This window comes from Bradyrhizobium sp. LVM 105 (assembly GCF_003957705.1).
Taxonomy (GTDB): domain Bacteria; phylum Pseudomonadota; class Alphaproteobacteria; order Rhizobiales; family Xanthobacteraceae; genus Bradyrhizobium; species Bradyrhizobium frederickii.
Genome location: NZ_QZMV01000029.1, coordinates 1 through 23,556, shown reverse-complemented (window position 1 = coordinate 23,556; position 23,556 = coordinate 1). Strand labels below are relative to the sequence as shown.

General features: G+C 57.0%; 27 protein-coding genes. 18 read left to right on the top strand and 9 right to left on the bottom strand.

What is annotated here, in order from left to right:
* Positions 1–631 precede the first annotated feature (631 nt).
* The 10 genes from D6B98_RS36920 (at position 632) to D6B98_RS36875 (ending at position 9,955) form a co-directional block, all read left to right on the top strand.
* On the top strand, positions 632–910 hold the full coding sequence (locus D6B98_RS36920) for a helix-turn-helix domain-containing protein (RefSeq protein WP_126261875.1): 279 nt from the start codon (positions 632–634) through the stop codon (positions 908–910).
* 534 nt (positions 911–1,444) lie between these two features.
* Positions 1,445–1,744 (top strand): hypothetical protein, encoded by a 300-nt coding sequence (locus D6B98_RS36915; protein WP_126261874.1) that lies wholly within the window; start codon positions 1,445–1,447, stop codon positions 1,742–1,744.
* 225 nt (positions 1,745–1,969) lie between these two features.
* Positions 1,970–2,122 carry a DUF2274 domain-containing protein gene (locus tag D6B98_RS36910; RefSeq protein WP_126261888.1) on the top strand — a complete coding sequence of 51 codons (153 nt, stop codon included), beginning with the start codon at positions 1,970–1,972 and terminating at the stop codon, positions 2,120–2,122.
* Between the two features lie 1,021 nt (positions 2,123–3,143).
* The gene (amoC, locus tag D6B98_RS36905; RefSeq protein ID WP_126261873.1) at positions 3,144–3,935 is read left to right on the top strand and encodes a bacterial ammonia monooxygenase, subunit AmoC; all 792 of its coding nucleotides are present in this window, start codon (positions 3,144–3,146) and stop codon (positions 3,933–3,935) included.
* A 120-nt stretch (positions 3,936–4,055) separates the two neighbouring features.
* Positions 4,056–4,913 carry a bacterial ammonia monooxygenase, subunit AmoA gene (gene amoA, locus D6B98_RS36900; protein ID WP_126261872.1) on the top strand — a complete coding sequence of 286 codons (858 nt, stop codon included), beginning with the start codon at positions 4,056–4,058 and terminating at the stop codon, positions 4,911–4,913.
* 27 nt (positions 4,914–4,940) lie between these two features.
* Positions 4,941–6,263 (top strand): bacterial ammonia monooxygenase, subunit AmoB, encoded by a 1,323-nt coding sequence (gene amoB, locus D6B98_RS36895; protein ID WP_126261871.1) that lies wholly within the window; start codon positions 4,941–4,943, stop codon positions 6,261–6,263.
* Positions 6,264–6,358: 95 nt separating this feature from the next.
* Positions 6,359–6,826 (top strand): hypothetical protein, encoded by a 468-nt coding sequence (locus tag D6B98_RS36890; RefSeq protein ID WP_126261870.1) that lies wholly within the window; start codon positions 6,359–6,361, stop codon positions 6,824–6,826.
* A 44-nt stretch (positions 6,827–6,870) separates the two neighbouring features.
* Complete coding sequence (locus D6B98_RS36885; RefSeq protein ID WP_126261869.1) at positions 6,871–7,398, top strand: copper resistance CopC family protein; 528 nt, start codon at positions 6,871–6,873, stop codon at positions 7,396–7,398.
* A 9-nt stretch (positions 7,399–7,407) separates the two neighbouring features.
* On the top strand, positions 7,408–9,399 hold the full coding sequence (locus D6B98_RS36880; RefSeq protein ID WP_126261868.1) for a c-type cytochrome: 1,992 nt from the start codon (positions 7,408–7,410) through the stop codon (positions 9,397–9,399).
* Between the two features lie 43 nt (positions 9,400–9,442).
* A complete protein-coding gene (locus D6B98_RS36875; protein WP_126261867.1) occupies positions 9,443–9,955 on the top strand; it encodes a hypothetical protein in 513 nt (170 codons plus the stop codon).
* 97 nt (positions 9,956–10,052) lie between these two features.
* On the opposite strand, the gene D6B98_RS36870 is transcribed toward D6B98_RS36875, so the two are convergent.
* Together D6B98_RS36870 and D6B98_RS36865 are read right to left on the bottom strand one after the other, a co-directional pair.
* Entirely contained in the window at positions 10,053–10,565 is a 513-nt protein-coding gene (locus D6B98_RS36870) for a hypothetical protein (protein WP_126261866.1), read from the bottom strand.
* 235 nt (positions 10,566–10,800) lie between these two features.
* Positions 10,801–11,688 (bottom strand): polysaccharide deacetylase family protein, encoded by an 888-nt coding sequence (locus D6B98_RS36865; RefSeq protein ID WP_126261865.1) that lies wholly within the window; start codon positions 11,686–11,688, stop codon positions 10,801–10,803.
* 782 nt (positions 11,689–12,470) lie between these two features.
* Between D6B98_RS36865 and D6B98_RS36860 the strand changes: the two genes are divergently transcribed.
* From D6B98_RS36860 to D6B98_RS42055, 3 genes are all read left to right on the top strand, one after another.
* Positions 12,471–12,695: a hypothetical protein gene (locus D6B98_RS36860; RefSeq protein WP_126261864.1), complete on the top strand. Its 225-nt coding sequence runs from the start codon at positions 12,471–12,473 to the stop codon at positions 12,693–12,695.
* Positions 12,696–12,791: 96 nt separating this feature from the next.
* Positions 12,792–12,977: a hypothetical protein gene (locus tag D6B98_RS36855; protein WP_126261863.1), complete on the top strand. Its 186-nt coding sequence runs from the start codon at positions 12,792–12,794 to the stop codon at positions 12,975–12,977.
* An 18-nt stretch (positions 12,978–12,995) separates the two neighbouring features.
* Complete coding sequence (locus D6B98_RS42055; RefSeq protein ID WP_430642568.1) at positions 12,996–13,160, top strand: phage integrase central domain-containing protein; 165 nt, start codon at positions 12,996–12,998, stop codon at positions 13,158–13,160.
* A gap of 728 nt (positions 13,161–13,888) precedes the next feature.
* Here the strand turns inward: D6B98_RS42055 and D6B98_RS40335 are convergent.
* The gene (locus tag D6B98_RS40335; RefSeq protein WP_164719110.1) at positions 13,889–14,050 is read right to left on the bottom strand and encodes a hypothetical protein; all 162 of its coding nucleotides are present in this window, start codon (positions 14,048–14,050) and stop codon (positions 13,889–13,891) included.
* Positions 14,051–14,211: 161 nt separating this feature from the next.
* Here D6B98_RS40335 and D6B98_RS36850 point away from each other — a divergent pair, with 161 nt between their 5' ends.
* The 3 genes from D6B98_RS36850 to D6B98_RS40330 are packed head-to-tail and all read left to right on the top strand — an operon-like array spanning position 14,212 to position 15,463.
* Entirely contained in the window at positions 14,212–14,430 is a 219-nt protein-coding gene (locus D6B98_RS36850; RefSeq protein WP_126261862.1) for a hypothetical protein, read from the top strand.
* Entirely contained in the window at positions 14,430–15,194 is a 765-nt protein-coding gene (locus D6B98_RS36845; RefSeq protein ID WP_126261861.1) for a hypothetical protein, read from the top strand. The genes D6B98_RS36850 and D6B98_RS36845 overlap by 1 nt, the downstream gene beginning before the upstream one ends.
* A 38-nt stretch (positions 15,195–15,232) precedes the next feature.
* Positions 15,233–15,463 (top strand): hypothetical protein, encoded by a 231-nt coding sequence (locus D6B98_RS40330; protein WP_164719109.1) that lies wholly within the window; start codon positions 15,233–15,235, stop codon positions 15,461–15,463.
* Positions 15,464–15,911: 448 nt separating this feature from the next.
* Here D6B98_RS40330 and D6B98_RS36835 read toward each other — a convergent pair whose 3' ends face one another.
* The 5 genes from D6B98_RS36835 to D6B98_RS40325 all read right to left on the bottom strand — a co-directional run bounded on the left by D6B98_RS36835 (position 15,912) and on the right by D6B98_RS40325 (position 18,994).
* The gene (locus tag D6B98_RS36835) at positions 15,912–16,202 is read right to left on the bottom strand and encodes a DUF3892 domain-containing protein (RefSeq protein ID WP_126261860.1); all 291 of its coding nucleotides are present in this window, start codon (positions 16,200–16,202) and stop codon (positions 15,912–15,914) included.
* Positions 16,203–16,815: 613 nt separating this feature from the next.
* A complete protein-coding gene (locus D6B98_RS36825) occupies positions 16,816–17,388 on the bottom strand; it encodes a hypothetical protein (protein ID WP_126261858.1) in 573 nt (190 codons plus the stop codon).
* 6 nt (positions 17,389–17,394) lie between these two features.
* Positions 17,395–18,237: a DUF4417 domain-containing protein gene (locus D6B98_RS36820; protein WP_164719108.1), complete on the bottom strand. Its 843-nt coding sequence runs from the start codon at positions 18,235–18,237 to the stop codon at positions 17,395–17,397.
* A 278-nt stretch (positions 18,238–18,515) separates the two neighbouring features.
* The gene (locus tag D6B98_RS36815) at positions 18,516–18,854 is read right to left on the bottom strand and encodes a hypothetical protein (protein ID WP_126261856.1); all 339 of its coding nucleotides are present in this window, start codon (positions 18,852–18,854) and stop codon (positions 18,516–18,518) included.
* Positions 18,854–18,994 (bottom strand): helix-turn-helix domain-containing protein, encoded by a 141-nt coding sequence (locus D6B98_RS40325; RefSeq protein ID WP_164719107.1) that lies wholly within the window; start codon positions 18,992–18,994, stop codon positions 18,854–18,856. The genes D6B98_RS36815 and D6B98_RS40325 overlap by 1 nt, the downstream gene beginning before the upstream one ends.
* A gap of 270 nt (positions 18,995–19,264) precedes the next feature.
* Here D6B98_RS40325 and D6B98_RS36810 point away from each other — a divergent pair, with 270 nt between their 5' ends.
* Positions 19,265–20,803, top strand: a complete 1,539-nt coding sequence (locus tag D6B98_RS36810; RefSeq protein ID WP_126261855.1) for a Fic family protein — start codon at positions 19,265–19,267, stop codon at positions 20,801–20,803.
* Positions 20,804–21,987: 1,184 nt separating this feature from the next.
* Here D6B98_RS36810 and D6B98_RS36805 read toward each other — a convergent pair.
* A complete protein-coding gene (locus D6B98_RS36805) occupies positions 21,988–22,941 on the bottom strand; it encodes a BstA C-terminal domain-containing protein (RefSeq protein WP_245481526.1) in 954 nt (317 codons plus the stop codon).
* A 202-nt stretch (positions 22,942–23,143) separates the two neighbouring features.
* Here D6B98_RS36805 and D6B98_RS36800 point away from each other — a divergent pair, with 202 nt between their 5' ends.
* Positions 23,144–23,545 (top strand): hypothetical protein, encoded by a 402-nt coding sequence (locus tag D6B98_RS36800; protein ID WP_126261854.1) that lies wholly within the window; start codon positions 23,144–23,146, stop codon positions 23,543–23,545.
* The last annotated feature ends 11 nt before the right edge of the window (positions 23,546–23,556 follow it).

The following is a 23,556-nucleotide window of genomic DNA, read 5'->3' as shown; positions in this document are numbered from 1 at the left end:
AGTTAATCGGAAGCAAAGTTTCTGTCGAAATGGGTAGAACCGGGAACTTCATGGTGGTGGCACAATCCAGCGCGAGACTGCCCCAGGCCATACGCTTGCCGAGTTGCTATCCAGCGACAGCGTGCGAATAAAGGCCGAGGGCGGTGAGTCTCTGACATTTTATGAGACGAAGCGAACGAAGGTATTGAATTGTCGGGACTCTTCGTTGCTCAAAAATTCAACCCTGGTGGGCTGTGCCTTTGCGCCCATCGGCAGCTCTCTTGCAAGAGGCCAATCCGTTGCTCAACTTTACTCAACTCTTAGATTCACTGAGACATTGGTGGCTATTATAAGTCCTCGCGGCGGGTCGGTTCGCGTCGGGATCGCTGTGCAGGAGAGTTGCGCAACCTCACGGGACTTGGTGCCCTCCGCATCGGTATCCAGACGCAGATAAGTTAAGGCGTGTTCAGGAAAGGCAAAGATGCCCTTCGGCAGCTCATCAGTGACGCCCTGAGCTCTAAGCGGTTGTTCGATGCGATCCTGGTCCTCGACCCCGCGGCCACTTTCCGCCTGTTGTCAGTTCTCAGCAATCGAATCTAATAGCGGGTTATAGCCAGTGATTTGCCGCCCGCGCTCATGGCATGCTTTGCACATGAAAGCTCGTACACTTGTGGCTTGGAATGTGCGTCGGATTCGGCTTAGCCGCGGTATTTCGCAAGACAAATTGGCTTATGAGGCCGGCATTGACCGCTCCTACTTGGCCAGTCTTGAACGGCAATCAAAAAATCCGACAATCGATCTGCTCGGGCGCATCGCCGAGACCCTGGACGTACATCTGTCCGAGTTCTTCGTTAGGCCTTCCAAAAGTGTGGCCGCCAAGAGCTTTGCTAAAGGTCGCAAGCCGGCGGCGCTGCGTCCTGGTAAGGGATAGCTGTCATACGTCATTGACGGCCTATGGTTTTGACCACCCGACTTTGCGCGAGCATTCGGTCTCTACGCAACGCAGCCGCACATGTCGCGGGAGAGGACTGACCCTGGAGGAGGCAGCGAGCATGATTTTAGCAAGGTCTCGAGGGTCGAGAAGTATTGCTCGCCTGCACCACTCCTTGCTGTGTGCACATCGGAAGAACGGGTGCTAGACTTGTTTTGGAACTCGGACATTGATGGGGAGATCGCATCAATCAACGTCCCAGAAGCAATTATTGTTGCAGGCCCAAATGACATATCTGGGGCAGCTTGTTCAACTGCTTACAAGGCGCGGTGTTGTTTTACAGAACTTCCGATCCGCTTCGGATTTCACACGAGAGGGATCAATCCAGCCTTCAGCTCAAATTGCCGCCCAGCGTGCACGCACTTCATCGGACTCGCGCGCGCCGCACAGAGTGACAACCACATCGTCCTCGACAAGGGATTTGATCTTCGATGGGAGAATAGGCAAGTATAGCGACCGGCGGGAAAGCGCGGGATGCAGGCCGGAACCATGATCCTATATACCTACTCACGTGAGGCTGAACCGAACGAAGACCGCTGGAAAGACACAGGAATCCCGAGTTTCTTTTTTGCAGAGCTGGAGGAGGTACGACAGGTCGTTCTCGAGCTCCGCGAGGAAGTCGCCTCGGAAGAGGAGAAAGAGCCTTCATGGAGCCCGGTTCGCATCGAGCGGATTGAGCTCCTCGCTCCGACAGCGCAGAACGTCTTGACCCTGCTCAACGAGGGGATTGGACCGCTGATCCAGCGCTATGAAATCGTGGAAATCATTGCTTGACCGGCCAGTCCGTACCCGCGCAGTTTGCAGCCTTCTTTTTTTTGCCAGTCGCATTGCAACGACTTTTTCCCGGAGACACGCCAGATCGGTGAAGTGGAACTCCAGGATAAGATCTTCCTCAACGCCTCCGCCAACCTCGTCATCGTGAGCATGTCCCGGCAAATCGTCCAAGCAACCAAACATCACAGGCATGAAATAGCCCGATAGAGTCCGGACAACGCGGAGATTCTGACGCGGAACGGCAGCGCGACGCCAACCGAGCCCGCCAAATTGATCCCTCCGATGATCAAGCGCTTCATGGCGACCGACCGCGTCTTTGCGAAGTCACGGCGAAATGGCGCTCATTCCGTCCCTGGAGCGGCCGAGAGATCCGGATAGCGCTCGCGAAGCAGGCCGAGTAATCTAGGTGGATTATATTTCAGATCAACAGCTTAGAAGGTTTTTGGACGCAAAGGCGCCAGTTCTGATCAGTCATGCAGCGAGCCTGGGAATTTCCTGTTCTACCAATCGCAACAATCGGGTGTTGCGTGTCCCCGCAACCAAACTAACTATTTGATTTTGAACCGAAAAAGCCCGCCTTTGGCGGGCTTTTTCATGTCTTGCAAGCACTTCCTAGACGCTACAGTCTGTTACGATCAAAAGCCTTTTATTATCATGCCATTAAGCCGAACCTCTCCGATCGATTGCCGCGCGTTACAATTTTCTACATGGCACATGATTGGCACATGAAAGTTCGAGGTCGGATCGCTATCCAAACGGCAAATCCTTGGAAGCCACGGCCCACACGCGGCACCACCGCTACTGTTGGGCGATCTGGAGACCCGGCCATGTCGGCAGGCCGACCTTCTGGTGGCTTGCCATGTCAGAATTCGCATGGGCTGGTCATTGCGTTTGCCAAGCATAGGATATTTGGACACACCGAAGGGGCTTGAAGCTTACGCAGCGTCAGGTTGTATATTGGCCAACCTTCGTGATGTCTAAGGGAGCAAAACGGCCGGGAATGGTAACCAGCGCTGGTGATGGACGACGAGACGCACCGCATATGATGCTCAGCTGCGCCACCGAGTTCGGTCCGCTGATCGTCTTCCATGCTGTGAATGCGAAATTCCAGTTGATGGCGGAGGCTCAATTCTCAGGGTGGGAGCAAGGGGTATCGCGGAGAAAGACTGCACCGCACCTACCTGGATTGGTGGCCGCCGAATCCAACCGTTGGTCTATGCTGGTCCTTCAGGACTTGCAGATTTAGGAGAGATTAGGAGAGACGAGAATGGCCGCCTCAAGGAGGTAACCAGAAAGCTGGGAGCTTGAAGACAGATCATATCCTTTCGGTCAACGATCGGAGTGAGCATCACCCTCGTAGACAACATCACACCTTAGGCAATCTCCAGGAGGAGACAAGATGTCGATCACGATAACTCATAGCGCCAAGTCTGCCGCTGAGGACCGTACTCAGCCGTTGGGGAATTTCAAACTTGCAGCAGGAGTCACTCTGGCGGTGCTAGCGCTGATGGTGTTCTGGCGCATCTTTCAGCAGGTCTATGCTTGGAGTGCCGGCCTGGATTCGACTGAGCCCGCGTTCGATGCCGCCTGGATGACGTTGCTGAAGGTTGAGCTTAGCGTCATCCCTTTGCTCTGGGTGGTGACCTGGGCGTATCTATGGTTCACGCGAGACCGCAATCTTGGCGCGCTCAAACCGCGGGAAGAGCTCCGGCGCTACTTCAATCTGGTCCTGTTCAACTTCGTCTATGCCTTTTGCGTCTGGTTCGCTACCAGCTTCTTTGCCGAGCAGGACGCCTCATGGCATCAGGTTGTGGTCCGGGATACAAGCTTCACGCCAAGTCACATCGTGCTGTTCTACGGCACCATGCCACTCTACGTGCTGTTTGGCGTGGGATCATTTCTGTACGCGATGACGAGGCTGCCGAAGTTCGCAACGCAGATCTCAATTCCATTCGTGCTCGCGGTTGTAGGTCCGTTTCTAATATTGCCGAACTTGGGCTACAACGAGTGGGGTCATGCCTTCTTCCTGATGGAAGAGGTGTTCTCCTATCCCTTGCACTGGGGTTTTGTCGTGATGGGCTGGAGTGTGCTGGCCTTGGGTGGGCTCCTGATCCAGATCGCGATGCACATGCTTGAAGTGATCGGGCGGCTTTCTCAAGAGGACCAAGCTTCGGTCGCCACCCAGCGCTGAAACCGCTTATGAACCATTAATCGCGGACAGCCCGGCATGCAAAGCTGCCGTCTTGTAATCAGTCGGGCGTCGGCTTCCAGGAAGGTCGATCTCAACTCGGTAAAGAATTAGGAGGAAGCCATGCAAGGAGGAACGTCTGTGAGACTGTATGGCCTCGAATGGCCTAAAGAGTCAGCAAGAATCTCAAGAGTGTTTGACCTTCTCGTCGCCGCTATCCTTTTTCTGGCCGTCTCCGGCGCATTCCACCTGCATTACATGCTGACCGCAGGGGACTGGGATATGTGGATCGATTGGAAAGACAGACAGTGGTGGGTCACCCTGACTCCAATTATGGCCATAACATTCCCTGCAGCTTTGCAGTATGTGTTTTGGACGAAATTTAGACTTCCAATCGCCGCTACATTTGCGGTCGTTTGTCTTCTGTTCGGTCAGTGGATAAATCGATATTTCGGTTTCCACCTGTGGTCGTACTTTCCGATGAGCGAGGTCATTCCAGCGCTGCTGATACCTGGCGCACTAGTCCTCGATGTCGCTCTTTTGCTGACCGGGAATTTTCTGTTCACGGCGATGTCCGGCGCCTTTGCATTCGCACTGCTTTTCTACCCGACTAACTGGTTTTGGCTGGCGCCATATCGGCTACCCGTAGAAGTGATGGGGCAGCTTGTTTCCGTGGGCGATTACATCAGCTATGCATTCACCCGCACCGCGCTGCCTGAGTATATCCGGCTGATAGAGCGGGGCACGCTTCGAACTTTTGGTGGCCACTCAGCCATTATCGCGTCCTTTTTCTCGGCGTTCGTATCCATACTGATGTATTTGGCGTGGTGGCATATCGGAATGCTCCTCGCTCGTGTGGTAACGACGCCAAACGCCCTGAAGCATTTCATGGGGCTCACCGATAAGGATGAGCCAGCTGAGGCAGCCCAAAAAGCGATAGACGGTACCAGCCTGCAAGGGCGCTCCGTCGCAGCCGAATGATTCTGCTGGGACTGTGGAGGACTCCAAATGAGAACATTCTGTTTCCACGAAAGCTCATGCGTGCGTGTAGTCTTATCGGCAGCGGCGGCGATCATGCAGATCGGAATACTGATCTTCGTCCCAGATGCTGCTCTGGCGCATGGTGAGCGTAATCAGGAGCCGTTTCTGCGGATGCGAACGGCTCATTTTTACGATGTGAAGTGGAGCACGAACGAAACTCCCGTGAACGGTGAAATCGTTGTCACCGGCAAGTTCCGACTCTTCCCGATCTGGCCAGTCAACCTACCCCTTCCCGAAGCGGCCTTTCTGGGAAACGGGACGCCGGGCCCGGTGCTAGCCCGAACCGAGAGCTACATTAATGGCGTCCCTGCAATTCAGTCCACCAAACTGGAGTTGAACCGGGACTATGAATTCAAAACAGTGCTCAAAGGACGAGTGCCAGGCCACCATCACGTCCATCCGATGATCAACGTGATGGGAGCCGGGCCGCTGCTCGGACCGGGAAACTGGCTGACGGTGACGGGGAACGAAAGCGACTTCAAGCTTTCAATCAAAACTCTCAGTGGCGAGACTATCGACAATCTCGAAACCTGGGGCCTTGGCAGGGTGTTCTTCTGGCATGGCTTGTGGGTTGCGATCGCCATCGTGTGGCTTGTCTGGTGGTTGCGCCGGCCGCTCCTGCTGCCTCGTTTTCGCGCGTTGACGGAAAAAGGCGGCGATCGATCTCAGCTCGTTACCAGCACCGATCGCCTATTCGGGGCCGGTTTGCTCGTGGCGACGATTCTCATCGTATTCTTCGGCTTTCAGGCGACCGACACCGCTTATCCAAGGACGGTGCCGCTGCAAGGGTCCCGCGCAACCGTCGAGCCCCTACCGGAAGTGCCTGAGCAGGTCAAAGTTGCGGTCAACAAGTCAAACTATGACGTCCCTGGCCGCTCGCTTCGTATGAACGTGACACTGACGAACAATGGGAGCTCGTCAGCACAGCTTGGCGAGCTCTTAACTTCCAATCAGCGCTTCATCAACCATGAGGTTAGCCAGGCAATGGCGACGGTGGATCCGAATTACCCCAAGGAATTGCTTCCTCCGAATGGGCTAAAGGTGAGCGACAGCCGACCGCTCAAGCCGGGTGAAACGAAGACAGTCGATATCGAAGCGGCCGACGCGGCATGGGAGACGGAGCGCTTGAGTAGCCTGATCAACGATCCGGACAACACGTTGGGAGGACTGTTGTTCTTCTATGACGAGCACGGCAAGCGGACAATCTCAAACGTCAGCGGCCCCATGGTCCCTGTATTCACCGATCCCGACAACCGCACGGCTGAGAATCCGACAGGAGGTGCGGGTTGAACACCGTAAAAGCCGCAGTGCTTGGAATTCCATCTTTGCTCCTCATCCTAGACTGCGGTGGGGCGCGGCCAGCGATTGCACACGGGGGAGTATCGATGGAGAAAGACGTGTGCAAGCTTCGCGCAGGGCCCTATATGATGCATTTTACCGGATACCAGCCGGTCAAGCAGGGGAATCAGGAGTTTTGCGAGGACATTCCGGAAATCGGCCGCACCGTCATCGTCTTGGATACCATCGGCGATGTGCTACGTGATCTGCCCATCGAGGTGCGGTTGTTGCGAGACGCCGGCAACGACGTAGACAGCGAGGCCGTCCTTCGAATCCCGCCAAAAAAATATCCGACAGGCTCACTATCGTTTCAGTACACGTTCCCCGAATCCGGGCGCTTTGTGGGCCTCGTGACAGTCGGCGACGGACCGAAATACGTATCGAGATTTCCGTTTTCGGTTGGTTACGGCAACGGGATTTGGGTCCGATATAGGGACAGTTTCGCAATCGTTCTAGGAACGCTGGCAGCCGGGGCCGCCATGTTTTGGTACTCCACGTTGCGGAAGGAAACCTAGGCTATCACTTTGTCGACCGCTGACTTGCAATAAGGGGCACACGCATGTCTCACGAAAAACACGGAAACAAGAGCGATTGCATCCGAGTAGCGACGGGGCCATCACTTGATCATGCTGGCACGCCAAACTTGACCGCCGGCACCGGCAGGGCGCGAACTAGGCTGATTCAAGGGACGGTAAAAGAACTCTCGTCCGCAAGCAGGCGTCCGGTATCAGCGCTTGGCATCACGTTGCTGTGCGTTGGCCTCGTGTGCCTGCCGACAGCTGTCTCTGCACATGCCGCTCTCGTGAAGTCCGATCCCGCGAGCCGGGCAGTGTTAGCTCATTCGCCGCAGCAGATCGAACTGTGCTTCAACGAACGCATAGAGCTCAAGTTTTCGAAAGTGGAGCTCAAGAACGCCAACGGTCAGTCGCTAACGCTCGGCGATTTGAAAGCAGGCAATGATCCGAAGTGTATGGTAACGGCAGTATCTGACATTAGACCAGGCAGCTATTCGGTTCATTACCGCGTGCTCTCGCAAGACGGGCATGTGGTGGACTACGGCTATCAGTTCACCGTCGAGGAACGTTAGGCATGCGGAATGACGGTATTGTTTCCAGCTCTGTGCAAGGCCATCGCTGACATTGCGCTTGCATGGGTCATAGGCGGAGTACTCTTTCTGTTGCTGGCAGGGCCGTCTTCCGATCCGTTCCTTGCCGCTTGGCAAAGACGAGTGAAGGTGAGCTTTCTCTGGGCAGCCAGCATTCACCTCTTCGCTACCGCTGGGTTATTTATCGCTCAAGTCGTGGTTGCGACAGATATGGCACTACCGGAGATAGTAGCGTCTGGCCAGACGCTGGAAAACTTCGGATTTGACACACATTACGGTCGGATCACGCTTGCAAGGTTAGCGCTCTCTCTTGTTTTGCTGCTGCCGACAGCGATCCTAATTCGCGGCAGGTCGAGGGAGCAGCAACGTTCAGCTTCAATCGTGACAGCCGGGACAGCAGCACTGATCGCGCTGATTGGTCCACTTGCTGGACACGCCGCCGGGGAAGACGACAGCCGTTGGCTCGTTCCGACCTATCAACTTCACGTGCTCGCGGTTTCTGCTTGGCTTGGGGCCTTACCGGCTTGGATCTGGCTGGTGGCTTCGGTCGCTGTCACCCCCACGGAGACTCGGCGCGTTTATGTCGCAGCGACGCTGCGACGTTTCTCCCAACTAGCAATCGGTTTCGTGGTCGTCGTCGTCACATCAGGTTTGGTGCTCGCGTTTAGCTCAGCTAGTTCGGCTGGCGAGTGGCTTGGCACGACCTACGGTCAACTAATTATAACGAAGCTTGCTCTACTTGCATGCATCCTGTTGGTGGCCAATCGGATTCGCACGCGCTTCCTACCCGTCATGGAAACCGTAGGAGCAAAACCCGCGGCTTTTCTTGCAGGAGCTGGATGGGCAGCAACTGAATTATTTTGCGGTGTTCTGATCGTCGGCTGCGCAGCCGCGCTCTCTTCAGTCATACCAGCACGACATGATCAGCCCATCTGGTGGCTGCCGTTTCGCTTTTCGATCGAGGCCACGTGGCCGGCGTGGCCGACGCCCGTTATCGCGGCGGGCGCCTTCTCACTAGCACTATTGTCACTCTTCTGGGGCCTGCTCGTTTGTTTGAGAAAGCCGCAAAAGGTAAAAGCAGTTGCAGCAAGCGCCGCCGCCGTTATTTCGGTCGTAGGCGGTCTGTCGCAGATATCCGTGCAAGCCTATCCCGATACTTACCGCCGCCCGTCGGTTGCCTATTCGACGATATCAATAACCAATGGAAAGCGTCTATTTGCCCAGAATTGTGCGGATTGCCACGGCAGCGGAGGGCTTGGCGATGGTCCGGCGGCATCGACCCTTCCCAAGCCGCCCGCGAATTTGAGCGAACCGCATACTGCGCTGCACACGGCCGGCGACATGTTTTGGTGGCTTAGCCATGGAATTCCAAAAAGCGGCATGCCCGGATTTGCTGATGTATTGGACGAACAGGCCCGCTGGGATGTGATCAACTTCCTGCGGACGTTTTCAGAGGGATTTCAGGCGCGCCTCCTGTCGCCTGAAATCGTACCCGATCATCCGTGGCTGGGGGCTCCCAATTTTTTCTTAGAGGACGAAAATGGGGCGGAGAGGGAGCTGAAGGACTTCCGTGAGCAAAGCAATGTGCTGCTCGTGTTTCCCGAAAAGTCCGATGCAATGCGCGTTGAACAGCTACGCCTTGAGCAGAATAGATTCCGGAAAGAACGATTGTGGGCGATTATCGTGTCGCCGGACGCAAAGCTGGCGGCGGGCGTCCCGAATGTCCGGCGTGGAGCACAAGAGGTTAGAGAAAGTTACGATCTGCTCTCCCGGAGCACTACAAATCGTGGAGATCCCAAGCGTTTGGAAATGGGAAGACATTCCATGGAATTCCTAATCGACAGGTTCGGATACATCCGTGCGCGCTGGTTGCGGGAGGAGGACGAATGTGGTTGGGAAAATTCCGACGAGCTGATCTCGCGGGTCCGAGTTCTCAATAGAGAGCCCAAAATTCTCCCGCCAGCCGCTCAACATGTGCACTGAACTAGTGGAAATCTTTCGGGGCTCGCAAACAAAGGAGGAAAGCATGCAAATATCATCGCGTCCCAGCCGGGTTGGCGATCGATTCGAACAGTTCATTCGGTGCATGATTCTTGTAGCTGGCGCTCTGGTCGCGGCTCCAGCCCACGCACAACACCATGAGCCGGGCACACACCATATGCACGGGTCTGACGGTGCGCCTGTTGCGAGATCGGGAAATACCGGCGGGCTGCCTGCATTGAAGATCCTCCTGCCGCAATCGGGTAATACCATCGGCGAGCGTGTTGCTTTCGTTTTCCAAGCCGACGATAACATCGCAGAAATGACCATGAGCTCTGCCAATCCGAGCGTTCATCTGCATGTTGCAATGGACGAAACCGAGCTAATGCCAATGGCAGACCAACTGATCCAGCTTGGTGATGGCCGCTATCTCTATGTTTTCGATCTACCTGCCAAGCCTGGTCGGCACATAATAAGACTCTATTGGGCGGATCCGCAGCACCACACAATCTCCGAGACGGTACAGACCCTCAACGTGGTTGTGAAGGAATCAAAATGAGCAAGCCGTCAATCATTGGGGGCTTAGGTGTGAGCGTTATCAGGAAAGTCATGCGAGTGCGCTAGCTGATCCGGAAGGATTTTGGGGGAAGCTGCACTCAACTCCTCGCGCATTCGCTCGCGCCCCGCTGACGTGGCAAAGTTATGCTCCGCTCTCGCCAATAATGGTGCGTCAGGAAATCCCGCCGCTTCTTCGCGTCAGAGATCCTGTCCTTCAGCGCTCCCTCGAAGCCGCTAAATTTTTCGACGCGCCTCATCAGGTTTCCCATCGTCTGGGTGAATTGGTCATCCATGAGGGCGTCGAAATCGCGCTCGTATTGCTTCCGGTCGAACCCCTTACCTTTCGTCGCGATGTAATCGTCGCGCGCCTTCTTCATGAATTGCGCAAACAAAAGCACGTGTGCCAGCGCGACCTCAACGACCGAGGGCGTGTAAACCGTGCGGCCGTAATAGGCGACTGTCTCTCCCTGATTTCCCAAGCGTGGCGCGTTGCCGTTCGCCGCGATGCCGAACACCGAGTTGGCTATCTGCCAGCGGAAATCGATTTCGCCGCCGGGCGGCTCTGTTGTCGCACCAGGACACCTCAGGGCAGGAGGCGGCGCACGGACCACATCGCCAGCGTTGACGAATTCCCAGCATCGACGGCCACTGCCACGATTGAAACCGATGTCAGAGCCGCTTCGCTCGCAGAGCCGCGCGGCCAGACCACCGACAGCTGCGGCCAGTAATATGAGGACTATTGTGCCCTGGAGCAGCCTTTTTCATCCTTCTCGACCAAAATCCCAGGTCAACGTTCTTGACGGTCTTCACGCAACGCGGATGCATGCCATGCGTTTGTCTGCTTGATCAATTGATAGGGTTGGTAGGTGCCTGGAGAGATTGTGTCCGCCTCTGGGAATGAATGGCTCGTCTTCGTCTGTGCGGATCAGACGTCAAGGGGGCTTCAGCGCTCTTGGCGGCAGCCGGCACCAGATGCACGATCCGATACCCGTTCTGATGCAGGTAGCGCAGGAACGCAGGCAGCATGGCCGCCGTCCGCGTCTGCGCATCATACAGCAGAATGATGCCCCTACGAGCGGCCTCGAGCCGCTCGATCAGGATTGTGAGCTCCTGCTCTGGAGTTATGTTCTCCCAATCGCTCGCCCAAAGGTCAGCTCCGAATACGACAATTCCGCGCGCCTGCAAGAGATCGAGCGTCGCAGGTGTCGCGTCGAAGTAGGGGAACCGGAAGAACGGTGTCGAGGGCATTTTGGTGGACAAACCGTTGAGCCCCATTTCGACCGCGGCGATACCGCGCTCGATGTCCTCTTTCGCCTGCTCGAACGAGATTTTCGACATCATCGGATGCGACCAGCTGTGGTGCGCTACGGTGTGCCCCTGGGCGGCCATACGCCGCACGAGTTCGGGAAATTCCGCCGAGGATCGGCCGACCAGAAAGAACGTGGCTCGCGCGCATTCCTGTGCGAGCGCAGCCAGCACCTTATCCGTGTTCGGCGACCGCGGTCCGTCATCGAAGGTGAGGACGACTTCATAGTCCGCCAGAGGAAGCGTCTCTGGAAAGTTCTTCAGCCCGACGCGCGGGAAGAGTGCGGCATTGACAGCGAGCACCCACGCCGTGCCGAGCGCATCCCGCCGATTGCAGCTAGAGGCGTCTGGCACGGCAGTACCGGCGAGCAACGCCAGCCCGGCGCAGCCGATGCGAAAAGCTAATCTAGGCAGGCGCAACTCTATCATTGCGCGTTAGTGCGACCTCGATCGGTTGGTGAGCCCCGTGGTGCTCAGCAGACTATCTGATCGGCATCGCGGGATTTCGGCGCATCGAGGCTGTGTCGTGCGCAAAAAGGTCGTCGAACGTCCGTTATCCGCTCGAACCGCTCCCGCTGCCTGACTTGCTTGAGCGGCGCGTAGGCCGCTTAGCTTTGACAATCGCTGCTGTTCGTCTGCCGCAAGATCAGTGCACCCCGCGTCTGCAGCACGCGCGGCGCGTGTCAGCGGGTATGACGGCGTACCCCTTGGCAGTTCCGGGTATTCGAACTCTGATGATCTTCACTGCCGCGACGTATATTTCCAGATCGGCTTGTGAGAGGCCGGGACGGCCTGGATAAACACCCGAGCTGACGAGTGAACGGCAGATGTCTCACGAGGCTCGTCGAGCAACGCAGCAGTTGAGCAGCTTCGCTTTCCGTCCACATCTGCGAGTTCGGTTTGATTCTGCGCTTCATCGCGCGATTCAAACACGGTGCACCTTTTGTGTGTCGATATAACTAATTACTCAATACGTGTTATACAAAATAATACAACTTAAACGGTGACATGGCCGAATGGCATTTCCTATTGTCGCGATGAGGTCCAGAAAACCTCGTACGGCAGGCGGAATAGTTTTTCCCCAAACTCCGGAGTCCTCGGGCGTATGTCCAGTGGCGCAAGCCTAAAGGCGCGAGGGAGCGCCTGTCGTTGCTTATTTCTGGCTCCGGACGACTATCTCGATCTCAGGAAGATCGACGGAGAATACGACAGTGAAAGCGGTAACAAAACAGAAGGCAGACAGAGCTTGCGCCAAAGAGTTGAAGATTTTGGCGCGGGTCGAAAAGGATCTCGAAAATGCACGCGACTCCGGAGCGGTTGAAGACGTCTTCCTTGGGCTTGAGGAAATCTACTCGATGCACATGCACACCGAGCATCAAAGCGTCCGAGCAAGATGCGAAGCCATCTTGCGCGCCGGCAGTTTGCCGAAGGCGTAACTGACGATCGTAGAGCGCTCTACGCATTTGAGCAACGAGGCGGGCAAAGCCGGCATCTGATGGCCCCGGCACGCTCCTAAAAGGTGATAATAACCCGTGCGAGACCTGATCATCGAAGCCTTTGACAGCGTCATCCGCCGCGAGATCGCGGAAGCGGACGACGTTCGCAAGGAAATCGCCCAGCGCGGCGCCTATTGGGCCGGCGACCAGCTATGGAAGCTGCGCCGCCAAGTCGCCGCGCTGCGCAAGCGTATCGCCGAGGTTGAAGAAACCGACGCGTGATCTCAGCAGACCGCGAGTATCGCCAAGCAGCGCGAGAGGTCAAAGAGCGCGACTACCTTAGACAAGCCGAATTGGATTATCGACCTAGTCCGGCCGCAGATCGGTCATCTTCAGACCGGCGCCATCACGTCATCAGACGTGCTGGCGGCGCTTCGCAACGTGGAGGCAACTGGCCGGCATTGAAAGCGAGTCGGTACGAAACGACAAAGCGATGCCGGGCGCCCCTTAGCCGCGTATTCTCATACGCAGTCGCGAAGGACCTGCGCTAATTCGACCCGGCTGCGGCGTTTGCGAAGTCGGGCCACCTGACGCCGCCGAAACGGAGAACTAGCGAAGGCTGGGGATAGTCAAAATGGTGCCGCTGAGGGGATTGAAAGCTAAATACAAGGGCTTGATAACTGATATCAATTTCTAAAATAACTCGGCGACATACCAACGTCGCTACGAACACGCCCCGAACGCTTGCGGAGATTTGCCGGGGATAACGCCAGCGGGAGCATGCCCGGCCAATGACGGCGCGTGTAATGTGCACTTGCACAACCGGGGGCGGAGCATGGTACCTGACTACGCGTTCACCGCAGGCACAATTGCTTTTGCAGGGGTCGGAATAGGAGCTCTCGCCCGCCGCGCTACTGAAACGGGTGCACGGCCACGGCGAGGATGAATAACGCCAGCGCCGCTTCAATGAACTACCGCTTCTTTATCGAGGCCGGCCAGCTGCTGATCGAAGATCGCGGGTCGCCGCTTTCAGGCGGCTAGGGCTTTCTTCGCATGATATCTTTTTTGACGATTGGGTGTCTCGCGCACAGGGTGAGAGCGATCGTCGACGCTATTTGATTGCGGCTAAGATTGATGAAGTCAGCCGTGAGACGCGCGCCGAGGAAGCAGCGCGGAAGCGCGGGTGGATAGCGTCAGCCCGAATGGCCTTCCAACCTAGGCGACGCGAAGCCTGCTTCGTTTGCGGCAAATTCCAGTCCATCTCTCAGGCTCATCATGTTGTGCCATTGGGCGAGCAGTTCGACCGAGGGTTTTCGGTCGCCAACCACGAGCACGAGTTCCTGTGCCCCAACCATCACGCAATCCTCAACCTCTGGATTGATGACGACATCTCCCACCAGCGGCGCGGCCGGCGCGCCGCTCCCACGTTTGAGGATCTAACGAATGAAGAGGTGGAGCGAATGTTTCAACTGTCAGGTCGCGCTGGGCCAGTGAACGCAACAGCGAAGGGAACGGAATGAACCGACTGCAGAAATTCGTTGAACGAGGCGCCTTCGGAGAAGGTCCCGGTCGCACCGCCTACGTGCTCAATCCGATGAAGCTGCCCGATCCGAGCCGCGGCTTCGAATGGCACATCGTGGGCGACTTCTTGCCTGGCGAGGCCATCCTCGCGGACCCTGGGCTAAAGCAAGTATACGAGGTGGCACTGAAACGCGGCTGCGCGGCGGTGGCCTGATGAAGAGCGACCGCTTTCCCTATGAAGCCTCGCGTTGGTCCCCGGCGCAGCCAGATCAAGCCAAACGATGGTTCGAAGAACTGGAAACGCAAAGTCCGCTGAACGTCCGCAACAGACTGACGCAAACCGACGCCGGCCCAGCCGGCGCGGTTACGATCGGAACGACGGAAATGACGATCGGCTTCGCCGAAGACTGGTTAGCGTGGCACGATCGCAAGCGAGAGGCATCCGAAGACAAACGACACAGGAAGCACTGGCTCGATTGGGCCGGGTGGGTGGTTGCGGTGATATCAATGTGCATTGCCGCGTTCACGACCTATCGCACGGTTCTTATCCAACGCGACGACATCCGTGTCGTTGTCGACGGTGTCCTGCGCGGCGCCGACGAGATTGCTACCTATCTTTACGGCGAAGGGCAGGATTCTAGTGCTCTGATCGATGGCTACGTAGGTGTTCCCTTTAGTCAGCTGACGGACCACATCCCCGGTGTCACTGGCGCCTCGCAAGTCGATTTTGATTTATCAATGAAATTTCTCGATGACGCCGAGTTGGTAAAAATAGGGCCTATGGAAATGTACGACAATCCACCGGGCAGCCGCGTAATCGTTCTGGGTTTCTACAGCAAGCGTGAGTACGCGTACCTCACAGAGACGGGGTATCGAGTACCGACTGATGGCCGCAGGCGCGCCATCATCGCGAGCCAGAGCCGCGCAAATCCACATTTCCGGGGTCACATTTCACCAATCACAAATAGCTCTTGGTGAGCGCGTGGCCCAGCAACAGCGCATTGAGGATGTGAATGATGCCGAAGTTGTTGAGCGTCTCGCGCAGCTTCTTTCAGCTTTGCGACTGCACTACGGCCATCACGACGGCGGTCGGCTTCCCGCGTGTAGCGTTCCGCTTCGGCGAGCGTCACTTCCTGGGCGGTCGCGCCAGCGTCAGCGAGCAGACGACCGAGGGTCTTGTGCAAACCGTGCGACTTACAGTCGAGCGGGAACCCGGCCGCCGTCATGGCGTCCCGCATCCATCCTGAGAACCCGTCGACCGTGAACGGCTTGCCATACTCGGTGTTGATAATCGTGACGTGTTGCCGCGACCACTTCGGTCCTAGGCACGGCGGTTACTCCTATGAGCACAGCCAGCTCGAACAGTTGCAGGCCGAGGTTTAATATGACAGGCACGCCGGGATGCGGCAACCCACTGGTGCAGGTAGGTGCCCTCCGGTACTTTTCGACGACTTGTTTGGTAGCCCCCTTGGGAATTTAAGCCTCTCGGGAGCGAGCGCGGTCGGCTTTGCTACCAGACGGAACGCTGGCCGTGTTGAAGTTAACGGTGCGTGGCAGAGACAGCGCTTATCGGTCCACTTTCAAGCGCCAGTCACTTCGCCGCTAACTTCACTGGCAGCGCGGGCGTGGCAGCGACAGCGTCTGATGACCGGTGTCGAGTCGCGCCCGCGCTGCCTACGGTCACTGAGATTGAGATCATTCGGGGCACTCGGGTAGGAGCGGGAGAACATTGTCTGGTTGAATGTCGTCGGCCGTTGTCTTGACGTACTTGTGCCCGTTGTGCGTGGCCCCAACCACACCAACCCTGCGTCCATTTTCTTCGACATAGAACTCCCATTCGGCGCTCTCGATATCTTTGACAACTTGGTCGATGGATCGCTTCCACGGCTTTCCATCGGGGTTTACTCCGCCGACATGTGTTATTCTTTCGTGAGGATTCTTTCTGCCCGTCTTGTTGGCGTAACGAATGCGTGCGCGTTTGGCCACTTGAGTCTCTCCCAAATCTGCAAGCCTGAGGCACTAGCTTAGACCGGAGCAGTCAATTCGACCGGCTGCCAATTCAGGTAGGTGCTTCCAGTCCTTCTCAGCGATACTCCTTGATCGCACCCCTTGGGAATTTGAGCCTTTCGGGAGCAAAGGTGGCCAGCCTCGGTCTTCGAGGACGGGCTGGCCACCGAAGTTAGCGGCTCAAATCCATGGGCCCAGTACGGGCCAACGGATGCACATATTCGAGCGGCACATCACGTCCCTGCAGTCGCAAGCGCTTGCGGTGCTTGCAGCCAATCAGGCCGGCGCGGTCGATCCGTCTCTGAGCTCATCAGCTCGCCAACTCGCGACATTTAATGCCGCTGAGGCTCAGGCAATGGTGGAGATACTCGATTGCGTGAAACCCAATCTCGGGCCGAAGGAGGCACGGAAGATCGCTGCACGCATACGCACTCTTCTAGGAGCGCCGCGTGAGTGCCAACCGGTTCGGGTGAGGTGCCTGTGAGACTTTCGCCAGCGCGCCGCGCCCGCACTGCTCCCGGTGTGCGGGTTAGTCATAAAAGCACTGGGTGCGCTCGCGATAGCTGACGAAAGGCTGGCGGACTGTCTTGCTTCAATCACGACCGACAGGCTGCCAGGACTCCAAGTCGGTCCCCGAATGAGGTGCCCCAGCGCGGGTAGCATGCCGGGGCGAGACGTTGTCTTTGGGACCCAACGGCCTCATTGGTGATTCATTCGTCTGGAGCCGATCTTTCGCCTCATAAGCGGTGTAGCCGGATCCGGTATTCTCGCTATGCTCTTCTATGTTTCCGCGCAGCTCCCCGATTGCGCCGAACAACTGGCCGGCCGTATCGGGCGCAAACCCTGCCTCTACCGCTGCTTTCTTGCCTCGCATGGCAAACTCAGTCCAGTCGCTATGCTGCGCCAGGATTTCCGGCATTGTAACGAAGCCCTGATTGCCGGGTGCGGAAAACCATTTTTTGCCCGCGGCCATGGCCCGCATAAGTTCGGCATGTCTTCCGACGTTGAGCCAGGTGTGCTTATTGAGCGGGATTCCGGCATGATGGAGTTCGGCCAAAGGACCGAGGTCGCTGGCCTTAACCTGCAAATCTCCAGCGAAATCCACCCCTCCGGCCACGGCCAGAGCGACATCGTTAGCAAGATCGAATGAAAGTTCGTGAACCACGCGCCCTCATCCCGCCTCGCTGGCATAGTGAAGCGCGCGCAGGAGCGTTACCCGTTCCCGCAGGTTATGAAGGAAAAGACCGTCGAGCGGATCGCCCGGCCTGGTCGGGCTTGGCAGCCAGCGCAGCGCGTCGTTGCCGTCGCGCTCGGCGCGCTGGCGTTTCAGCGTCTTCATGAAGGCGCTGGTTTCGAGATAAATCACCTTGCGGAAATGTCTGCGCAGAAAAGCGATCACTTCGGGATCGCCCCGCACAACGATATCGAGTTCCCGGCCTGCCGCAGCCGCAAGACCGGCAAGCTGTTCAAGGTGCCAGCTGCGGCGCGCACGGCGTCCCGGGCCGGTCGTAAATTCATATGATAATGTCTCGACTTCAGTGCGAGCCGCGATCTCGGCGGCCCAGCGTTCGAAGTCTCGCTCGGTCCTGCCATGGGCATGAAGGGCGCAGGGAATGCCGCCCCGGGCGAACTCTTCGAAGACGATGAGAATGCGTTTCAGCGCATGCATATCATCGGTGCGGGGCTGGTCCAGCACCACGCTGAAGTTCGGCGTCGTGACCATGTCGATGCCGATGCCGCGCATCTGCTCGATTATACGAGCACGGTCTTCGCCCAGAGTCCACCACGGCTCGATGCGGTGATCCTGATGCACGCCGCTGAGGATAATCCGGGCATTTTCCGGGATGTGGTATGCAGCGCAGAGCGAAGCGCGGTCTTTGAATTTGAGCGCCCTTCCGCGGAAGCTGACAATGTCCGGCAGGCGCAGGGCGAACGTCGAGCCTGCCAGCTGCCCGACGCGGCCGCTTCCATGGTACACGAGCGGCACAATATCGTCGCTGATCTGGTGCCTCACGAGCGGCGCGCGGTACGTTGTCGAAGTCGAAGCCGCCGATCTCGCGCAACTGCTCGGCAAAGCGAACGCTGGGCGCGTTTCTGCAAACCCGGGTGAATTTGTCAGGATTGTTGCAGCAAAGGCCAAGGCAATCGAAAAGGGAGTCCTTCACGCACAACCCGCCGCAGGCTGCGAAGTGATGGCAGTCGTGACAGCCAAGCGAAAGCGAATATGCCGTCGGGTCGTGGGTCAAGCATTGATGATGGTCTCATCGCTGCGTGTGTCGAAATGAGCCGAAATCATTTAATTTCCACCTCAACCGTGTTCGAAAGCGGGTTGACGCGGATGATCTCGCCAACCGCAATGCCAGCGCCCACAGAGAGGGCCTTCAGGATGTCAGACGGTGCAGAGAACTGCACCGAGTTTCCCACACAGCCCAGAAGCTTGCCCTTGTCCGCCTGTAGGATGTGGTCGCTGCCGACAGATGGGGCAACGCCCTTTTCCATCACAGCGATGAACGAGCGGGGATGGTCTTCGGGGGAGCGGGTAAAGAGATCGAGCGTGGCGAGCGCAACGCGCTGGCGATCAATGTACTTGTCGTGCGAACGGCGGCGCTTTTTGAGTTCTTCGGCCCCCATCAATTGGCCTCCGTGAACAAAGGTTGATAAAACTTCGCGCGGCCTTGGGTAAATTCAAGGATCAGGCCCGCTGCCGCCAGCGATGCAAGGCGGTTATTCCAGACCGTAGGAGCGGTTACGCCGTCCGCTTCGCCGAACATGCGATTCAAGTCGCCGGCAGTTGTGCGGCCAAGGCTGGTGACGCGCTCAAACGTGGATGCCTGCTTCTCCTCTCGAACGCGGTTAGTTTGCTTCGCGAGCCGAAATCCTGCGACTCAAGCTGACCGCGCAGTTTCATGACGTGAGCGTTTTTCATGGAAATTATGTTGAGAGATTATTTTTCATGGAGTACGATTGATTTTCGACATTTCGCAGCGGGGTGAAGGAAATTCAGGACTTGAGATTGTTTTTCAGGGACATCGGGATATAGCGTGCAATTTTCAGGACCAGTGAGTGTTTTTCATGATCGGCGGCTTCCAGAGACAGCCGCCCCGGCTGGCTATGCCGCCCTGATCCACGCCTGCGAGCTGTCCGTTCCGGTCCCCCGACTCTTGTCAGCCATCGGGTCCAGGCACCGCATCATCGAGCAGGATGGCTGGCGCGTCTACACGCCACGCCACGCGCCCGAAGCTTCTCTTGAGGGGCATCTGACTTTCGCCCTCAAGTATGAGGGGCTGGACCTTGCCGTTCTGAAGCGGATCTTCCTCGCCGTGAAGGAAGGGGATATCGCCGAACTCGTGCGCCAAAAGCCGACCGGCCTTTACACGCGCCGTATCTGGTTCTTGTACGAGTGGCTGCTTGGCCGGGAGTTGCAGCTGCCGTCCGCGGATAAGGTATCGTATGTGGATGCTGTCGATACCGATCTTCAATTCGGCGGGACGGGACAGAACTCGACCCGGCACCGCGTTCGCAACAATCTGCCGGGTACGCCGGAATTCTGTCCGCTCGTGTTCAGGACCTCCGCGTTGAACGAATTCATTGCGCAGGACTGGAAGGAGCGCGCGCGCGCCGTCGTCAGCGAAGTCCCGAAGGATTTGCTCGCGCGGACGGCGGCATTTCTTCTGCTGAAGGATTCGAAGTCCAGTTACGTGATCGAGGGAGAGAGGCCGCCGCAGGACCGCATTCAGCGGTGGGGTCGCGCCATCGGCGAGGCAGGCCGCGCGCCGCTCGACGCGCAGGAATTCCTGCGGCTCCAGGGCATCGTCATTGGCGACGAACGCTTCGTGAAGATGGGCTTCCGCCAGGAAGGCGGCTTTGTCGGCGAGCATGACCGCGATACGCAACGGGCCATTCCCGATCATATCAGTGCGCGGCACGAAGATATCGCCTCGCTTATGGCGGGCCTGATCGCGTTCGATCATAGCGCGGAGAACGATCTCGATCCCGTTGTCGCCGCAGCGGTGCTGGCGTTCGGCTTTGTCTATATTCATCCATTCGAGGACGGTAACGGGCGCATCCATCGTTACCTGATGCACCATGTCCTTGCCCGCCGTGGCTTCAATCCACCGGGACTGCATTTCCCAGTCTCTTCGGCCATCCTCGACAGGATCACAGAATACAAGAGTGTGCTCGAAAGCTATTCCAGCAGATTGCTTCCATGCGTTCAGTGGGAAGCGACTCAGAAGGGCAACGTGAAGGTCCTGAACGATACCGCCGATTTCTACCGGTTCTTCGACGCGACGCCGCACGCGGAATTTTTGTACGAATGCGTGCGACAGACGATTGAGCAGGACCTTCCCAACGAAACTAACTTCCTCCGAAGCTTCGACGCCTTCCGGGCAGGCATCGAGAACATGATCGATATGCCCGAGCGTACCCTCAACAATCTCTTTGGTTTCCTTCGGCAGAACGATGGGAAGCTATCGAAGCGTGCACAGGAAAACGAATTTACCCAACTGACTCGAGACGAAGTTCAGCAAATCGAGGCGCTCTATGCCGAATCCTTCGGCGAAGGAGGCGGCGGTGCGTAAAAGAAACTACACGGCCCTGCTCGGATTAGCTCGGCGCTGTGGATCACCCCAATAACGATTGCCTGCTTGGGTGGGGTTCTCTTATATGGAATCCAGGAGATTTGCCGCTGCAAGACTGACGGCCCCGCTATTCCGGTGGAATGCGCACGGCAATCCAACAACGGGCGGATTACACTTGTAGTGACGCCAGATTCCCCTGACGTGACCGTCCTTTGGGCGTGCCTAGAAGCTGCGAACATCGACGCCGCAATACGAGAGCTTGCGCTCAGGGAAGAGGTCAAGCCACGCCATACCGATTCCAATATCGGATTTTGGACACGGGGAAGAACGTCGCCTCATCGAGAAGCTCACGAAATCGGCGTTTGGGCAAAGAAATACAACCTCGACGGCGTCGTATGGACCGCTTTGCGCCCGAAATTCGGAACCGCGTACCGAACACCGACTGAACGCGAGGTTGTTGATTATCTTGCCGGACTTAAAGGAGAGGTTCGCACACGGGCGGAAGCCTATTGCCGCCTGGCCCCAACTCAAATTCGAACGCCATATCGCGCTGCTATCGAAGCGACCTTGGGGTGGAGTACAACGGAGCAGGAATGACGCAGGAATTAGCACGACACGGGACGGCGATAAGCCTGTCGAATATTCGTTTCAAGAACCGCGTGAACTGAGAAGTCGACCATCGAAAATGCTCAGGTTTTGAAACGGACTATATAGTGCGAGAAGTCGGTCGGCAGAGCAACCTGCCGTTGGGTGGCATCCACAGGGGCAAAATGCTGCACCGCCTCCCGAAATGCATCAAAAACTAAGGCCGGCGTTCCCGGACGCGCACACGGCCTCCGTAAGGCTGGCGCGACGATGGCCGCGGAGAACCTCGCGACGCCTCACCAGCTCAAGGCGATATTCGGTTGACGTACCCTCTCTCAGGCGGAGCTCTACACCGAGAAAGTCCGACAGCAAGTACTGGCAGGTGGCGCGATGAACCTCATCGCGTTCGTTCCCGCTGGTCAGAACCGGAGCTGAAGCCGATAGTGTGAATCCACAAGCTGCGGAACTGCCGCGCCGAAAATGCAGATCAACCTATGCTGAAATAGACGACGTCAGCCGTCGCGTCCTGATGTGCGCAGAGGCTCTTGTGCGCTCCAAGGGGAGTTTGACTATCGCTGGCGACACTCGCGGCAAGTTTTTTACGAGAGTGCCTTTGGCCTGGTCGCTGGAGCCAGCGCTTCAAGGGCCAGTTTCACAAATGAAGGCGGAAGAGCTCCTTGCTTTGCCTTAGTGCTAAGATAGGTCGGCATTTTGTCCTTCAAGTAAACGTCACGCATCCAACGCCGAAACTCTCCCAAGCAGCTGTCCGGGTAGCAGTACGCCGGCTGGGGGTTTGAAGCGGCCTGCGGGAAATAGCTCGGGTAGTTATGCTCGTATTGAATACGTTCACCGTGAGCCGCCTCTAGCCCGGTATCGCGCCAGTGATTTGCCCAATGTTGACCGACACTGATATCCGGGATGAATTTATCGTCTACCTGCGCTCCTTGTCGGATCAACGTGACAATGATGTCCGACATTTCCTTGAACACGCTAAAGTAGCCATGGGGCACGGTGTGGAAAACTAGCGACACTCGGTCGTGAAACAGGCTCCAGCTATCTGGTACCCGCGCTGCGGGGCTGTAGCCTAGTTGCGTGTATATGAACTCCCGAAGCGCCATGCCGGCCAACTGACGGAAATTCTGCACTGCTTCTGGCTTGACGTTCGCGCCAGCTTCGAAAGCGTAGTATTCAAGGATGGCGAGGCAAACATAGTCCGGATAAGCGTACACCTGCCGCTTTTCATCAGACACGTCGAAGTAGGGAGCCGTCGGCGTTTGTCCTCGTGCGGACAAGAGATTCTTGATCGTCGTGATCCGAGGTTTTTGAATTTCCTCGTCCCATTCAGCGCCGATTGTGCCGATGTGAGCGTTCTGCACGCCGCATAGACGGGCGAGTCCCCGCTGAGTGAGAAAGGGAGTTCCGTCGCTCAAAACTCCCATTTCGATACCTTGAATCTCCGTCTGCTTATCGACGTAAACATCCAAAGTACCCTGCGCCGGGTTGATTTTCTTTGGACCAGTTTTTGATGGTAAGTGTTTGATTTCTTTCGCCATAGTAGCGATTTCCTCGAAGGTCATCAGACCGCAAATCGGTTTCGCGCACTTTATCGCGCAACTGCCCGAACGCGTCGTCGTATTTTTCTTCATCGAGCAGAAAGACGGCGCGCGAGGAGCCATCAACGCTGCTTATCGTCACTGTTATTGCTAGTTGCCCTCGCCAGTTAGCCAATGTTCGCCGTTTCCTCGAGAGGCCGTGATGTCAGGTACCAGCTGGATCTACGCTCCCAAAGGCAAGATCGCGATCTATCGGGAGCGTGACTACATCTATTCGATGACCGGAAAAGCCAAGTATTTTTTGAGCGACGGCTGGTGGTACGAGATTGACGGCGGCGCCGGGAAATATTGTACGCAGGACAACTGGGTCTACACGACGAGCGGCAAAGCGGCCTTTCCTTTTGGTACGGCTAATCCGGAATTGCGGCTCAAGGCAACAGCGCCGCGAAATCCGCTGAAATCCTTGAAGCGAGCAAGTTACCCACTTGTCCGCACCCCGTTGATAAGACGAGAGTCTGAGGTCCCTGCCGGGAAGGTCGTGAGCTGGCCCCGGTTGTCTGAACAGAATATCCGCGTCGATAAGTGGAGCCTCTGCCGGGGTTAGGCTGCCGTGCG

Bases quoted from the DNA above. Each gene is read 5' to 3' on its own strand.
- amoA (WP_126261872.1), top strand. From the start codon at position 4,056: ATGCAAGGAGGAACGTCTGTGAGACTGTATGGCCTCGAATGGCCTAAA.
- amoB (WP_126261871.1), top strand. From the start codon at position 4,941: ATGAGAACATTCTGTTTCCACGAAAGCTCATGCGTGCGTGTAGTCTTA.
- D6B98_RS40335 (WP_164719110.1), bottom strand. From the start codon at position 14,050: ATGGTTGGGGCACAGGAACTCGTGCTCGTGGTTGGCGACCGAAAACCC.
- D6B98_RS36885 (WP_126261869.1), top strand. From the start codon at position 6,871: ATGTCTCACGAAAAACACGGAAACAAGAGCGATTGCATCCGAGTAGCG.
- D6B98_RS36850 (WP_126261862.1), top strand. From the start codon at position 14,212: ATGAACCGACTGCAGAAATTCGTTGAACGAGGCGCCTTCGGAGAAGGT.
- D6B98_RS36800 (WP_126261854.1), top strand. From the start codon at position 23,144: ATGTCAGGTACCAGCTGGATCTACGCTCCCAAAGGCAAGATCGCGATC.
- D6B98_RS40325 (WP_164719107.1), bottom strand. From the start codon at position 18,994: ATGTTCGGCGAAGCGGACGGCGTAACCGCTCCTACGGTCTGGAATAAC.
- D6B98_RS40330 (WP_164719109.1), top strand. From the start codon at position 15,233: ATGCCGAAGTTGTTGAGCGTCTCGCGCAGCTTCTTTCAGCTTTGCGAC.
- D6B98_RS36875 (WP_126261867.1), top strand. From the start codon at position 9,443: ATGCAAATATCATCGCGTCCCAGCCGGGTTGGCGATCGATTCGAACAG.
- D6B98_RS36920 (WP_126261875.1), top strand. From the start codon at position 632: ATGAAAGCTCGTACACTTGTGGCTTGGAATGTGCGTCGGATTCGGCTT.
- D6B98_RS36805 (WP_245481526.1), bottom strand. From the start codon at position 22,941: ATGGCGAAAGAAATCAAACACTTACCATCAAAAACTGGTCCAAAGAAA.
- D6B98_RS36890 (WP_126261870.1), top strand. From the start codon at position 6,359: ATGGAGAAAGACGTGTGCAAGCTTCGCGCAGGGCCCTATATGATGCAT.
- D6B98_RS36815 (WP_126261856.1), bottom strand. From the start codon at position 18,854: ATGGGGGCCGAAGAACTCAAAAAGCGCCGCCGTTCGCACGACAAGTAC.
- amoC (WP_126261873.1), top strand. From the start codon at position 3,144: ATGTCGATCACGATAACTCATAGCGCCAAGTCTGCCGCTGAGGACCGT.
- D6B98_RS36865 (WP_126261865.1), bottom strand. From the start codon at position 11,688: ATGATAGAGTTGCGCCTGCCTAGATTAGCTTTTCGCATCGGCTGCGCC.
- D6B98_RS36915 (WP_126261874.1), top strand. From the start codon at position 1,445: ATGCAGGCCGGAACCATGATCCTATATACCTACTCACGTGAGGCTGAA.
- D6B98_RS36880 (WP_126261868.1), top strand. From the start codon at position 7,408: ATGACGGTATTGTTTCCAGCTCTGTGCAAGGCCATCGCTGACATTGCG.
- D6B98_RS36845 (WP_126261861.1), top strand. From the start codon at position 14,430: ATGAAGAGCGACCGCTTTCCCTATGAAGCCTCGCGTTGGTCCCCGGCG.